Origin of the sequence: Nocardioides lianchengensis (assembly GCF_900101465.1) — a bacterium.
Lineage (GTDB): Bacteria > Actinomycetota > Actinomycetes > Propionibacteriales > Nocardioidaceae > Nocardioides > Nocardioides lianchengensis.
In genome coordinates, this window is record NZ_FMZM01000018.1 from 62414 (window position 1) to 75650 (window position 13237).

The following is a 13237-nucleotide window of genomic DNA, read 5'->3' on the forward strand; positions in this document are numbered from 1 at the left end:
CCATCACGATGGTGAAACACGTCAGCCCGGCGCCCCATTCCCGGTCACCTCGCGCACGATCCACTCGAGGGTCGACTCGACGACGATCGCCATCGCGTCGGCCTGCGAGACCGCTCCGCGGGCGGGCACCTTCAGCCCGTGGTCGCCACCGGGGACCACGGCGATCTCGGTCTCGGCCGGGAACTCCTCCGGGCGGCCCATGGCGTCGTTCTCACCCTGCACGACCAGGGTCGGTACGCCGGCCCCCGCCAGCTCGGGCAGCCGGCTCTTCTCGGGCTTCCCGGGCGGGTGCAGCGGGAACGACAGCGCCAGGCACCCCGCCGCCCCCGCCGGTACGGCGCAGCGCGCCGCCGACCGGGCCCCGGCCGAGCGGCCGCCCAGCACCAGCGGTCCAGCGGCGTCCACGGCCGCGACGGCGGCCAGCAGCGCCTCGTCCAGGGTCGGCGGTGGGGTCGCGACCTTCCGGCCGGCCACCCGCCAGGGCTGCTCGAGGAGCACGACCGTGAAGCCGTGCGAGGGCAGCGCCGCCGCCAGCGCGGCCAGGTCGCGCGCGTCGATCCCGCCTCCGGCGCCGTGGCTGAGCAGCAGCGTGGCGACCGGCTCGGGCGCCGCGTGGGTGACGAGGCGGGCCGCGCCGCGGGGGGTGTCGATCAGCCGCTCGCTCATTCCACGACCTCCTCGAGCGGGATCGGCGCGACCAGCTCGGCCCCGTTGTTGCGGACGTTGTTGACCAGCGTCGGGACGGCGTACGCCTCGAGTGCCCCGGGGGCGGCGGGGACCAGCAGGTCGAGCAGGCCGTCCTGCGGGGCGGCCGGATCGAGCCAGTCCGCCCACCGCTCGCGCTCGACCATCAGCGGCATCCGGTCGTGGATGTGGCCGAGGTCGTCCTCGGCGTCGGTGGTGATCACGGTGCAGGTCCAGCGCCAGCGCGCAGGGTCGTCGTCGGCCCGCGTCGGGTCGCGCCAGAGCTCGTACAGCCCGGCCATCGCCAGCGTGCCGCCGTCCTTCGGGCGGATGAAGAAGGGCTGCTTGACCGGCTTGCCGTTCTTCGCCACCTGGGAGGTGGGGTACCACTCGAAGTAGCCGTCCGCCGGCAGCAGGCAGCGGCGCTTCGCGAACGCCTTCCGGTACGCCGGCTTCTCGGCCACCGTCTCCATCCGCGCGTTGATCATCCGGCTGCCGATCGACGGGTCCTTGGCCCAGGACGGCACCAGCCCCCAGGTCAGCACCCGCAGCTGGCGCAGCGACTCGCTCGAGTCCTTCGAGGGCGGCCGTTCGAGGACGGCGTACACCTCCTTGGTGGGCGCGACGTTGTAGTCGGGCTCGAGCGGTGCCTCGATCATCTCCTCGGCGATCTCGAACTCCTCGACGAGGTCCTCGGGGCGCCGCGTGGACGCGTACCGGCCGCACATGGGTCCACCCTAGGGCGGGTAAGAAGGGTCCATGACCGTCAGCCGCCTCGTCGCCCGTCCCATGCTCGCCTCGATCTTCCTCGTCGGGGCCACGACCGCTCTGAAGAACGCCGAGGCGTCAGCGGTCAAGGCCAAGGCCGTCACCGACCGCGTCGTGCCCGCGGTCAAGAGGGCCGGCATCCCGCTCCCCGAGGACCCCGCCACCCTGGTCCGGCTCAACGCCGGCGTCCAGGTCGCCGCCGCGCTCGGCCTCGCCACCGGTCGCGCCCCGCGCCTGTCGGCCGCGGTGCTGGCCGCGTCTTTGGTGCCGACCACCGCAGCCGGCCACCGCTACTGGGAGGTCCAGGACCCGGCCCAGAAGACCCAGCAGAAGCTGCACTTCTTCAAGAACGTCTCGCTGCTCGGCGGTCTGGTGATCGCCGCGGGCGACACCGACGGGAAGCCGGGCGTCGCCTGGCGCGCCCGCCGGGCCGCCAAGGACGCCCGCCGCGAGGCGAAGCACCTCGCGGTCGCCGCCCGGCACGAGGCCAAGCTGGTGAAGGCGAAGGTCTCCTGAAGTCTCGATAGAGTGCCGCGCGTGACGAGCGTCCCCGATCCCTGGCCCGCCCCCCGCGCGACCTCTCCGGTCGACGCCGTCGTCACCCTCCCCGGGAGCAAGTCGCTGACCAACCGGGCGCTGGTCCTGGCGGCGGTGGCCGACGGCCCCTCCGTCGTACGACGGGCCCTGCGCTCGCGCGACACCGCATTGATGGCGGCGGCGCTGACCTCCCTCGGCTCGGCCGTCGACACCGCCGGCGAGGACTGGTCGGTCACCCCGGCGCCGTTCGCCGGCGACGTCGCGGTGGACGTCGGCCTGGCCGGCACCGTGATGCGGTTCGTGCCGCCGATCGCCGGCCTGACCCGCGGGACCGTGGCCTTCGACGGCGACGCCCACATGCGCAACCGGCCGGTCGGCGAGGTGCTCACGGCGCTGCGCGGGCTCGGGGTGCAGGTCGACGGCGACGCGCTGCCGTTCACGCTCCGGGGCAGCGGCACGGTCCGCGGCGGCACCGTCGTGGTCGACGCCTCGGCGTCCTCGCAGTTCATCTCCGCGCTGCTGCTGGCCGGCGCCCGCTACGAGCAGGGCGTCGACGTGCGCCACGACGGCACGCCGGTCCCCTCGCTCCCCCACATCGACATGACCGTGGCGATGCTGCGTCAGCACGGGGTCGAGGTCGACGACCCTGGGTCGGGCGGAGGCGCGAACCGCTGGACGGTCGCCCCGGGCCCGGTGCGCCCCGTCGACCACGTCATCGAGCCCGACCTCTCGAACGCCGCACCGTTCCTCGCCCTGGCGGCGGTCTCCGGCGGCACGGTCACCGTGCGCGACTGGCCGCGAGCGACCACCCAGGCCGGCGACGCGCTGCGCGGGATCCTGGCGCAGATGGGCTGCGAGGTCGGGTTCACCGACGCCGGCCTGCGCGTGACCGGGCCCGACGAGCTGCAGGGCGTCGACCTCGACCTGCACGACGTGGGCGAGCTCGCCCCGGCGGTGGCGGCGCTCTGCGCGCTGGCCACCACGCCGTCCCACCTGCGCGGCATCGCGCACATCCGGCACCACGAGACCGACCGGCTGGCCGCCCTGGCCAAGGAGCTCGGCGGCCTCGGCGCCGACGTCGTCGAGCGTCCCGACGGGCTCGACCTGCGGCCCGCCCCGCTGGGCGGCGGCCTTTTCCACACCTACGCCGACCACCGGATGGCCCACGCGGGCGTCATCGTCGGCGCGGCGGTCGACGGCGTCCTGGTCGAGAACGTCGCCACCACCGGCAAGACCTTCCCCGACTTCGCCGGCTTCTGGTCCGGGCTGTTCTGATGCCGTCGGGGCGCTACTCCGACCAGGACGTCGAGCACTACGAGCGCCCCCGCCGCCGGACCCGCCCCCGCACCAAGGAGCGCCCGTCGTACGACGACGCGGTGACCGGCGTGGTCGTGACCGTCGACCGGGGTCGCTACACGCTGCTGGTCGACGGCCGGACCGTGATGGCGATGAAGGCGCGCCCGCTGGGCCGCAAGGGCGTGGTCGTCGGCGACCGGGTCCGGGTCGTGGGCGACGTGTCGGGCGACGACGGGAGCCTGTCGCGGATCGTCGAGGTGAGCGAGCGGGTGACCGTGCTCCGTCGTACCGCCGACGACGACGATCCGGTCGAGCGGATCATCGTCGCCAACGCCGAGCAGCTGGTGATCGTCACCGCGCTCGCCGACCCCGAGCCCCAGCCGCGGCTCATCGACCGGGCGCTGGTGGCCGCCTTCGACGCCGGCATGCAGCCGCTGCTCTGCCTGACCAAGGCCGACCTGGCCGACGCCGAGACGCTGCTGTCGACGTACCGCTCGCTGGGCGTGCCGTGGGTGGTCACCCGGCGCGGCGGCGACCTTGCCGAGGTGCGCGAGCGCCTGGCCGGACGCACCAGCGTGCTGGTGGGCTCCAGCGGCGTCGGCAAGTCGACCCTGGTGAACGCGCTGGTCCCGGACGCGGGCCGCGAGGTCGGCATCGTCAACGCCGTCACCGGCCGCGGCCGGCACACCTCGACGTCGGCCTACATGCTGGAGCTCCCCCGCACCGAGGCGCAGGGCGTCGGGTGGATCATCGACACTCCCGGCATCCGCTCCTTCGGACTGGCCCACGTCCAGCCCGAGCACCTCATCGAGGCCTTCCCGGACCTCGACGAGATGACCGAGGACTGCCCGCGCGGCTGCACCCACGGCACGGACGAGCCCGAGTGCGGTCTCGACGAGGCGCTCGCCGCCGGCACCGCCGACCCCGAGCGGGTCTCCTCGTTCCGGCGGCTGCTGGCCGCGCGGAGCGAGCCTCTGTACTGAGCGCCCCGGTCAGGCGGTCGTGCCGTACCACGCGATCTGCGCGCCCGCGTCGCCGACGAGCACCGTGTAGACCGCGGTGACGATCGCCAGCACGCCGACCAGGCCGGCGAGCGCGAGGCGGGTGGGGCCGGAGCGGGTGTGCAGCCAGGCGGCGACGAACGAGACCAGCGCGAAGGCGGTCACGCTGATCCGCAGCATCCCGGCGCGTTCCTCGTGGGTCTCGACGAGCGCGGCGAGCGGGCCGCCGTACTCGTTGGCCTCGGTGAGCTGCTCGCCCGAGAAGTAGGCGACCCAGACCGACACGGTGGCGATCAGCACCGAGACGACCAGGGGCCAGCGGAGCCGATCGCGCCAGCGCGGGACCAGGTAGGCGAGGCCGGCGAGGGCGGCGAGCGGCCCGAAGACCACCGCCGCATGCACGACCAGGGCGTGCAGTGGGAGTCCGTTGATGTCCATGGTTGAACGTTAAGCCAGATTGCTGAAAGTAGCCTGTGCTCGTGGCCACCGACTTCACCGACGACCTGCGCCTCGCGCACGTCCTCGCCGACGACGCCGACTCGCTCACGACGGCGAGGTTCAAGGCGCTCGACCTGCACGTCATGAGCAAGCCCGACCTGACCCCCGTCACCGACGCCGACGAGGCGGTCGAGGAGATGATCCGGCGCACCCTCGGGCGCACCCGGTCCCGCGACGCGATCACCGGCGAGGAGCAGGGCTCGACCGGCACCAGCGCCCGCCGGTGGATCGTCGACCCGATCGACGGCACCAAGAACTTCGTCCGCGGCGTGCCCGTGTGGGCGACCCTGATCTCGCTCGCCGTCGACGACGAGGTGGTCGTGGGCGTGGTCTCCGCGCCCCAGCTGCAGCGCCGCTGGTGGGCGTCGACTGGCAACGGCGCCTGGACCGGGAAGTCGCTGCTCAAGGCCACCCAGTGCCAGGTCTCCGACGTCCGACGCCTCGAGGACGCCTCGCTGTCCTACGCCTCGCTGGGCGGCTGGGAGGAGCGCGGCCGGCTCGACGACTTCCTCTCGCTGATGCGCCGCTGCTGGCGCACCCGGGCGTACGGCGACTTCTGGTCCTACATGCTGCTCGCCGAGGGCGCGGTCGACATCGCCGCCGAGCCCGAGCTGCAGGTCTACGACATGGCGGCGCTCGACGTCATCGTGCGCGAGGCCGGCGGCCGGTTCACCTCGCTCGACGGCACCGACGGGCCGTTCGGCGGGAACGCGCTGGCCACCAACGGCCACCTGCACGAGGCCGCCCTGTCGTTCCTGGGCTCGCTCGGCGACGACGATGACGACCCCGACGTACGACGGACCGGTCCCGGCTCGGTCAGCGACCTCCGCTCCCGGCGGCCTCCCACCCCGTCGTGACGCCGTAGATTTGTGACCCGCGTCACCACTACCGTCGGTGCATGAACATCGGTGACGTCCTGAAGGCCAAGCCCAGCGCGACCGTGGTGACCATCGGACCGGAGGCAGGGGTGCGCGAGCTGATCGCGCTGCTCGCCGAGCACAACGTGGGCGCGCTGATCGTCAGCGGCGACGGCGACCGCGTCGAGGGGATCGTCAGCGAGCGCGACGTCGTACGCCACCTCCACCACGACGGCACGGTCGTCCACAACACCGTCGGCGCGATCATGACGTCCGTGGTCGAGACCTGCGCGCCGGACACCGACCTCGATGCGCTGATGAAGACGATGACCGACCGCCGGATCCGGCACGTGCCGGTGGTCGACGACGGCCGCCTGGTCGGCATCATCAGCATCGGCGACGTGGTCAAGCACCGCATCGACCAGCTGGAGTTCGAGCGCGACCAGCTCGACAGCTACGTGCACCAGACCTGAGCCGGGCGCCCGATCCGGGTCAGCCCAGGTCGGCGAAGGTGTCCGGCTTGTGCAGGATCGAGAACCGCTTGGCCGGCCACACCCGGGCGAACACCTTGCCGACGACCAGGTCGGTCGGCACGAACTCGTTGCCGGGCACGCAGTCGGTCTCGTCCTTGCGGCACATGTGCTCGGAGGAGTCCGCCGAGGCGTCGCGGTGGTCGCCCATCACGAACAGCTCGCCGTCCGGCACCGGCCCGGTCGACCAGTCCGACTCGCAGTCGGTGACCATCGGGCCGTCGCAGTCCATGTCGTTGAGGGTGAAGTCCGACTCGATCGGCGTCCCGTTGACCATCAGCCGGCCCTGGTCGTCGCAGCACTCGATGACGTCGCCCGCGACGCCGATGACCCGCTTCACCAGGTGTCCACCGGTCGGGTAGAGCCCGATCTTGCCGAGCGCCTTGCTGACCGGGCTGGTCGGACCGACGTCCTCCCCCGGGCCGAGCCAGCCGCCCGGGTCCTCGAAGACCACGATGTCGCCGCGCTCGGGGCTGCCCCCGCCCCAGTAGGAGACCTTCTGGACCAGGATCCGGTCGTTGATCTCCAGGCCCGGCTCCATCGAGCCCGACGGGATGTAGAAGGCCTGGAGGAAGAGCGTCTTGACGATGAAGGAGAGGACCAGCGCCGCCCCGAGGAGCACGACCGTCTCCTGCCAGAGCGAGAGCCGCCGCTTCGGCTCGGCCACGGCAGCGGGAGCGGGAGCGGGGTCCGGGGTGGCGCCCTCGTCGTCGTGCACGTCCACGCTGCTCCGTCCGTTCATCAGCCCGTCCCGGCAGCGCGCCGGGGCGGTGGACATGGTGACACGTGGGCCTGAGAAATCCTCAGCGCGGCCCGCTGCCGGCCGATCAGCAGGTCGACGTGGCACGCGTGGTGCTGCCGCGCTGCTCCGGGGGGAGGTGGTGTCGTGCGGTCGAGCGCGCTCACCGGCCGGTTCCGCGCGGGCCCGCTGCACCTCGTCGGCTCGGCGTGCATCGTCTGGCACCTGCTCTGGATGGCCCTCGACCTGCCGCTCGCGGCGGTCGTGCTGCCCCTGACCTTCGCGGTGACCGTCGCCTGCTGCGGGGCGATCTCCTGGATCGACGTCCGCGGCTCCCGACGTGCCGGACGGCTGAAGACCCGACTGATCGGCGCCGGCACCACCTCGATGGTCCTCAGCGTCCTCCTGGACACCCTCGACCCCACCCGCGGCGGTGTCACCGGGGACGTCGCCGACCTCGCCCAGCTGGCCGGCTACGGATGCGTCGGGGCTGCGCTGATCGCGCTCCTGGCCCACCGGCTGCAGGTCAACAGCATCGACACGTTCCTCGACGTGGCCACGGTCCTCACCGTCAGCATCCTGATCTTCTGGGCCGCCTCGCTGGAGGAGACGCTGCTGGCCGGCGACGGAGCCTCCCTGTTCGGCCGGGCACTCACCAGCGCCTACCCCGTCGTCGACGCCGTCCTCCTGGCCCTCGTCCTGCGGGTCCTGCTGGACCCTCGCTCGCGCTCGTGGACCAGCGCCCGACTGGCCGTCGGCATCTGCTTCTGGCTGGTCGCCGACACCTGCTCGCTGGTCCTCGGCCTGGAGCGCGACAGCACCATCCTCACCGCCGGGACCCTGCTCGGCACCGCCCTCATCGCCCGGGCTCTCTTCGTCCCGGTCCACCGCGTCGCCGCCGCCGAGCACGACGAGCTGTGCCGCCGCAGCATCCTGCGCCGCTCCGCGGTGGCCGTGCTGCCGCTGCTGGTGCCGCCGGTGATGCCACTGCTCGACCCGGATCCGGGCCAGGCCCGCGACGTGGCCGCGCAGATGGTCGGCTTCGTCGTGCTGCTGGCCCTGACCTTCGTCCGCACGGTCCGCCTGCTCGACGAGGACCGCCGTACCCGGCGCGAGCTCGCGGACGCCCGCGACGCCGCCCTGGAGGCCTCGCGGGCGAAGTCGTCGTTCCTCGCGACCATGAGCCACGAGATCCGCACACCGATGAACGGCGTCATCGGGCTGACCGGCCTGCTGCTCGGGACCGAGCTCGACGCCCGTCAGCGGCAGTACGCCGACGGCGTGCACGGGGCCGGTCAGCAGCTGCTGAGCATCATCAACGACATCCTCGACTTCTCGAAGGTCGAAGCCGGCCACCTGGAGCTGGAGGAGATCGACTTCGACCTCTCGCAGGTCGTCGAGCAGGCCACCGAGCTGCTGGCGGAGATCGCCCAGGGCAAGGGCCTGGAGCTGCTCGCCTACTGCGCTCCCGACGTACCGCTCGGCCTGCGCGGGGACCCGACCCGGCTGCGCCAGGTGCTGGTCAACCTGGTCGGGAACGCGGTCAAGTTCACCGCCGCCGGCGAGGTCGCCGTCTCCGCCCACCTGCGAACCCACGGCGACGACGGGTCGGTGGTCGTGCGGTTCGAGGTGCGCGACACCGGCGTCGGCATCGCCGCCCGCGAGCAGGAGCACCTCTTCGAGCCGTTCGCCCAGGCGGACTCCTCCACGACCCGTCGGTACGGCGGCACCGGCCTCGGCCTGGCCATCTCCCACCAGCTGGTGACCGCGATGGGCGGCGGCCTCGACCTGGCGTCGGTGCCCGGCGAGGGCAGCACCTTCGGCTTCGAGCTGCCGCTGCGGCTCGCCCACGACCCCGAGACCGCGGCGACGCCGCCCGCCGAGGTGCTGGTCGGCGCGAAGGTGATCCTGGTCGACGACAACGAGACCAACCGGCTGGTCCTGCACGAGCAGACCTCCGCCTGGGGCCTGCGGCCCAGCGTCGCCGCCGACGGGCCGACGGCCCTCGCGATGATGCGCGAGGCGGCCGAGCTGGGCGAGCCGTTCCAGCTCGCCGTGCTCGACATGGTGATGCCCGGCATGAACGGTCTCGAGGTCGCCCAGGCGGTCACCCGCGGCCGGCCCCCTCGGCCGGCCCTGGTGCTGCTGACCTCCGGTCCGGAGATCAGCACCGGCGAGGCCACCGCGGCCGGGATCGCCGCCCGGCTCACCAAGCCGGTGCACCTGGCGCGGCTCCGCGAGTCACTGGTCCAGGCCCTCGGCTCCCGGGGGGCGGAGCTGCCGGTCGCCGGGCGGCCGGTCGTGCCCCACGAGGAGCGCCCGCACCGCGGGCACGTGCTGATCGTGGAGGACAGCGAGATCAACCAGCTGGTCGCGACCGGGATCCTGGAGCACCTCGGCTTCAGCACCGAGCTCGCCGACGACGGCCGCTCGGCGCTCGCGCTGCTCGAGCACACGTCGTACGACGTCGTCCTGATGGACTGCCAGATGCCCGACATCGACGGCTACGAGGCGACCCGCGAGCTGCGGCGGCGCGAGGCCGGCGGGCGTCGTACCCCGGTGATCGCGCTGACCGCCGGCGCCGTCGAGGGTGAGCGTGAGCGTTGCCTGGCCGCCGGCATGGACGACTACCTCGCCAAGCCGATCGACCCGGCCGACGTCGACGCCGTGCTGACCCGATGGCTCGGCGAGGTCGTGGCCTGACGGCTCCAGGGCCGTCCTCGATGGCTAGGGTGGGTTTCATGGACAAGCCCGAGATCGACTTCCCCGACTTCGACCCGCCCGCCGACCTCGTCATCGAGGACCTCACCGTGGGCGACGGCCCCGAGGCCAGCGCAGGCCAGACCGTCTCCGTGCACTACGTCGGCGTGGCCCACTCCACCGGCGAGGAGTTCGACGCGTCGTACAACCGCGGCGACACCCTGAAGTTCCGCCTCGGCATCGGCCAGGTCATCTCCGGCTGGGACCAGGGCGTGCAGGGCATGAAGGTCGGCGGGCGCCGCAAGCTCGTCATCCCGCCGCACCTCGGGTACGGCGACCGCGGCGCCGGCGGGGTCATCAAGCCCGGCGAGACGCTGATCTTCGTGGTGGACCTCATCGGCGTCTCCTAGAGGACCGGCGATGGCGCACTTCGGCGACCACCAGTCGTCGATCTACTTCAACGGCATGTTCCTGGGCCAGACCCCGGACCTGCCGACCGACCTGACCTCCCTGGAGGAGCGGGCCGCCGAGGTGCTCTCCCCCGAGGCGCTCGGCTACATCGTGCCGAGCGCCGGGGGCGGCGCCACCGCTCGCGCCAACGTCGCGGCGTTCGACCGGTGGCGGATCGTCCCGCGGATGCTGCGCGACCACGCCGTGCGCGACCTGGCCACCGAGGTCCTCGGGACGTCGATGGCCGCGCCGGTGCTGCTCGGCCCCGTCGGCGTGCAGACCCTGGCCCACCCCGAGGGCGAGCTCGCGTCCGCGCGGGCCGCGGCGGCGGTCGGCCTGCCCTACGTCCACTCGACGCAGGCCAGCCACTCCATCGAGGAGGTCGCGGCCGCGGTCGGTGACGGGCCGCGGTGGTACCAGCTCTACTGGCCGACCGACCCGGAGCTGTGCGAGAGCTTCCTGTCGCGGGCGGCGTTCGCCGGCTACACCCACCTGGTCGTCACCCTCGACACCACCCTGCTGGGCTGGCGCCCGCGCGACCTGGACCGCGGCTACCTCCCGTTCCTGCAGGCCGTCGGCATCGCCAACTACACCAGCGACCCGGTCTTCCTGCGCCGGCTGGAGAAGTCGGTCGAGGAGGACCCGGGTGCCGCCGGCATCGCCTTCGCGTCGGTCTTCCCCAACCCGGGCCTCGACTGGAGCCAGCTGGCCTGGCTGCGCGAGCGCTGGGACGGCCCGATCCTGCTCAAGGGCATCCAGCACGTCGACGACGCCCGGCTGGCCGCCGAGCACGGCATGGACGGGATCGTCGTCTCCAACCACGGCGGCCGCCAGGTCGACGGCGCGGTGGCCTCGCTCGACCAGCTCCCGGCGATCGCCGAGGCGGTCGGCGACCGGCTGGCCGTGCTCTTCGACTCCGGCATCCGCTCCGGCCCCGACGTCGTCAAGGCGCTCGCCCTGGGGGCCGACGCCGTGCTCCTGGGCCGGCCGTTCCTCTACGGCCTCGCTCTCGCCGGCCAGGTCGGCGTCGAGCACGTCCTGCGCTGCCTGCTGGCCGAGGTCGACCTGACCCTCGGCAACGCCGGCTACGCCAGCCACCGCGAGCTGTCCCGCGACTCGCTGGCGCCCACCCCTCGCTGACCCTGCTGCCGACTCGGCGGGGGGTGGGTCACCAGGGCAGGTCGTCGCCCGCCGACTCGTCGGAGACGCGGGCGGACTGGGGACCGAGGGTGACCACGTCGCCCTTCACCAGCTGGCGGCCGCGCCGGAGCTCGACCTCGCCGTTGACGCTGACCGCGCCGTCGGCGATGACCGGCTTGGCCTCGGCGCCCGAGTCGACCAGGTTGGCCAGCTTGAGGAACTGGCCGAGCCGGATCGACTCGTCCTTGATCGCGACGTCGAACGGCTCGGTGCTCATGGGGCTAGTGAACCAGCACCGAGACGGCGTGGATCAGCACCCCGACCAGGCCGCCGACGATGGTGCCGTTGATCCGGATGAACTGCAGGTCGCGCCCGACGTGCAGCTCGATGCGACGGGCCGCCTCGCGACCGTCCCAGCGCTCGATGGTGTGCGTGATGACCGCGGTCAGCTCCTCGCCGTACCGCTCGACGGCGAAGACGGCGGCGTCGGCGGCCATCCCGTCGAGCCGGGCGCGGAGCGTCTCGTCGTCGACGAGGCGGTCGGCGAAGGCGACGACCTCGGTGAGCAGCCGCTGGCGCAGGGCACCGTCGGGGTCCTGCAGCGAGGAGGTGAGCACCCGGCGCAGGGCGTTCCACAGCGAGGTCGCCGAGGCGAGTACCTGCGGGTGGTCGAGCAGCCGCTCCTTGAACCGCTCGGTGCGGGCCTGGGTGTCGGGGTCCTCGAGCAGGTCGTGGGCGAGCTGGGCCAGCATCGAGTCGAGGGCCGCCCGCGCCTGGTGGCGCGGGTCGTCGCGGATGTCGGCGACCCAGCGGACCAGCTCGACGTGGATGCGGCTGCTGACCCGCTCGTTGAGCCGCGGCGGCGTCCACCACGGGGCCCGCTCGACCAGGACGTCGGCGACGGTGTCGGGGTTGGCGACCAGCCAGTCGTGGAGCTCGCGCAGGGTCAGGTCGACCAGGCCGTGGTGGAGATCGTCGTGGAGGGTCTCGCTGAGCAGGCTGCCGAGCAGCGGCGCGATCGGCTCCTCGTGGAACCGCGGCACCAGGGCGTCGCGGACCAGCGTCTCGATGTGGTCGTCGCGCACCTTCGCGAGCCCGATCGCGGCCACCTCCGCCGCCTCGTCGACCACCCGGCGGGCGTTGGCCGGCTCCCGCAGCCAGCGGCCCACGCGCAGCGACACCGTCGCGGCCGCGAGACGGTCGCGGACGATCGCCTCCTGCAGGAAGTTCTCGCCGAAGAACTCCTCCAGCCCCTGAGCCAGCTGGTCCTTGCGCCGCGGGATCAGGGCCGTGTGCGGGATCGGGAGCCCGAGCGGGTGCCGGAAGAGCGCGGTCACGGCGAACCAGTCCGCGATCGCGCCGACCATCGACGCCTCGGCCCCCGCGTTGACGAAGCCGAGGAACCCGTCCTGGCCCAGCGTGGCGACGTACACGGCCGCGGCCAGGAGCAGCAGCGAGACCGCCACGACCCGCATCTTGCGGAGCGCGCGACGTCGTACGGCGTCGGCTGCCGGGTCCCCGGTGATCATCTCGATGCTGGCCACCCGGCGATTCTTGCCGAGGGGCGGTGACTGCCAGAATCTCCCCCATGTCACGCACGGTCATCACGTTCGGCACCTTCGACGTCTTCCACGTCGGCCACCTCCGGGTGATCGAGCGGGCGGCGGCGCTGGGCGACCGGCTGGTGGTCGGGGTCTCGGCCGACCAGCTCAACGTGAGTAAGAAGGGTCGCGAGCCGGTCTTCAGCGAGCGCGAGCGGCTCGAGATCGTCGCGGCGCTGAAGCCCGTCGACGAGGTCTTCGTCGAGGAGAGCCTCGATCTCAAGCGTGACTACATCCTCCGCTACGGCGCCGACGTCCTCGTGATGGGTGACGACTGGGCCGGCCGGTTCGACGAGTTCGGCGACATCTGCGAGGTCGTCTACCTGCCCCGCACGCCCGCCATCTCGACGACCGCGCTCATCGAGAAGATCTCCTCGACCGGCTGAGTTTTACCCGGTGCCCGGCAGGGGCAGGCTCCCGGGACCGCGGTGTCTCA

15 protein-coding genes are annotated in these 13237 nt (G+C 72.9%); 9 read left to right on the forward strand and 6 right to left on the reverse strand.

All coding sequences use genetic code 11. The features are described 5' to 3' along the window. Nucleotides 1–21: 21 nt before the first annotated feature. Together BLT76_RS24490 and BLT76_RS24495 are read right to left on the reverse strand one after the other, a co-directional pair. Nucleotides 22–666: an alpha/beta hydrolase family protein gene (locus BLT76_RS24490; RefSeq protein ID WP_090860937.1), complete on the reverse strand. Its 645-nt coding sequence runs from the start codon at nt 664–666 to the stop codon at nt 22–24. Beyond that, nucleotides 663–1412 (reverse strand): SOS response-associated peptidase, encoded by a 750-nt coding sequence (locus BLT76_RS24495; RefSeq protein WP_090860938.1) that lies wholly within the window; start codon nt 1410–1412, stop codon nt 663–665. Before BLT76_RS24495 ends, BLT76_RS24490 begins: the two co-directional genes overlap by 4 nt. A gap of 31 nt (nt 1413–1443) precedes the next feature. On the opposite strand from BLT76_RS24495, the gene BLT76_RS24500 reads away from it, so the two are divergent. From BLT76_RS24500 to rsgA, 3 genes are read left to right on the forward strand one after another with little or no spacing between them, the layout of a single operon-like run. Next, nucleotides 1444–1968: a DoxX family protein gene (locus BLT76_RS24500; protein ID WP_090860939.1), complete on the forward strand. Its 525-nt coding sequence runs from the start codon at nt 1444–1446 to the stop codon at nt 1966–1968. Nucleotides 1969–1989: 21 nt separating this feature from the next. Next, nucleotides 1990–3264, forward strand: coding sequence for a 3-phosphoshikimate 1-carboxyvinyltransferase (gene aroA, locus BLT76_RS26040; protein ID WP_170867249.1), 1275 nt, complete (start codon nt 1990–1992; stop codon nt 3262–3264). Continuing rightward, entirely contained in the window at nt 3264–4268 is a 1005-nt protein-coding gene (rsgA, locus tag BLT76_RS24505) for a ribosome small subunit-dependent GTPase A (protein ID WP_170867250.1), read from the forward strand. The genes aroA and rsgA overlap by 1 nt, the downstream gene beginning before the upstream one ends. Nucleotides 4269–4277: 9 nt before the next feature. Here the strand turns inward: rsgA and BLT76_RS24510 are convergent, their stop codons facing one another. After that, complete coding sequence (locus BLT76_RS24510) at nt 4278–4724, reverse strand: DUF2231 domain-containing protein (RefSeq protein ID WP_090860941.1); 447 nt, start codon at nt 4722–4724, stop codon at nt 4278–4280. Between the two features lie 41 nt (nt 4725–4765). Between BLT76_RS24510 and BLT76_RS24515 the strand changes: the two genes are divergently transcribed. Both BLT76_RS24515 and BLT76_RS24520 read left to right on the forward strand, forming a co-directional pair. Next, nucleotides 4766–5641, forward strand: a complete 876-nt coding sequence (locus BLT76_RS24515) for an inositol monophosphatase family protein (RefSeq protein ID WP_090860978.1) — start codon at nt 4766–4768, stop codon at nt 5639–5641. Between the two features lie 41 nt (nt 5642–5682). After that, nucleotides 5683–6114, forward strand: a complete 432-nt coding sequence (locus BLT76_RS24520) for a CBS domain-containing protein (protein WP_090860942.1) — start codon at nt 5683–5685, stop codon at nt 6112–6114. A 19-nt stretch (nt 6115–6133) separates the two neighbouring features. On the opposite strand, the gene lepB is transcribed toward BLT76_RS24520, so the two are convergent. Further along, a complete protein-coding gene (gene lepB / locus BLT76_RS24525) occupies nt 6134–6949 on the reverse strand; it encodes a signal peptidase I (RefSeq protein ID WP_244509559.1) in 816 nt (271 codons plus the stop codon). 108 nt (nt 6950–7057) lie between these two features. Between lepB and BLT76_RS24530 the strand changes: the two genes are divergently transcribed. From BLT76_RS24530 to BLT76_RS24540, 3 genes are read left to right on the forward strand one after another with little or no spacing between them, the layout of a single operon-like run. Further along, complete coding sequence (locus tag BLT76_RS24530) at nt 7058–9613, forward strand: response regulator (protein ID WP_090860943.1); 2556 nt, start codon at nt 7058–7060, stop codon at nt 9611–9613. 38 nt (nt 9614–9651) lie between these two features. After that, a complete protein-coding gene (locus BLT76_RS24535; protein ID WP_090860944.1) occupies nt 9652–10020 on the forward strand; it encodes an FKBP-type peptidyl-prolyl cis-trans isomerase in 369 nt (122 codons plus the stop codon). Between the two features lie 10 nt (nt 10021–10030). Then, on the forward strand, nt 10031–11200 hold the full coding sequence (locus BLT76_RS24540; RefSeq protein ID WP_090860945.1) for a lactate 2-monooxygenase: 1170 nt from the start codon (nt 10031–10033) through the stop codon (nt 11198–11200). Nucleotides 11201–11228: 28 nt separating this feature from the next. Here the strand turns inward: BLT76_RS24540 and BLT76_RS24545 are convergent, their stop codons facing one another. Both BLT76_RS24545 and BLT76_RS24550 read right to left on the reverse strand, forming a co-directional pair. Beyond that, nucleotides 11229–11477, reverse strand: a complete 249-nt coding sequence (locus tag BLT76_RS24545) for an RNA-binding S4 domain-containing protein (RefSeq protein WP_090860946.1) — start codon at nt 11475–11477, stop codon at nt 11229–11231. Nucleotides 11478–11481: 4 nt separating this feature from the next. After that, nucleotides 11482–12744 (reverse strand): DUF445 domain-containing protein, encoded by a 1263-nt coding sequence (locus tag BLT76_RS24550; RefSeq protein WP_090860947.1) that lies wholly within the window; start codon nt 12742–12744, stop codon nt 11482–11484. Nucleotides 12745–12788: 44 nt separating this feature from the next. Here BLT76_RS24550 and BLT76_RS24555 point away from each other — a divergent pair, with 44 nt between their 5' ends. Then, a complete protein-coding gene (locus tag BLT76_RS24555) occupies nt 12789–13187 on the forward strand; it encodes an FAD synthase family protein (RefSeq protein WP_090860948.1) in 399 nt (132 codons plus the stop codon). Nucleotides 13188–13237: the final 50 nt, after the last annotated feature.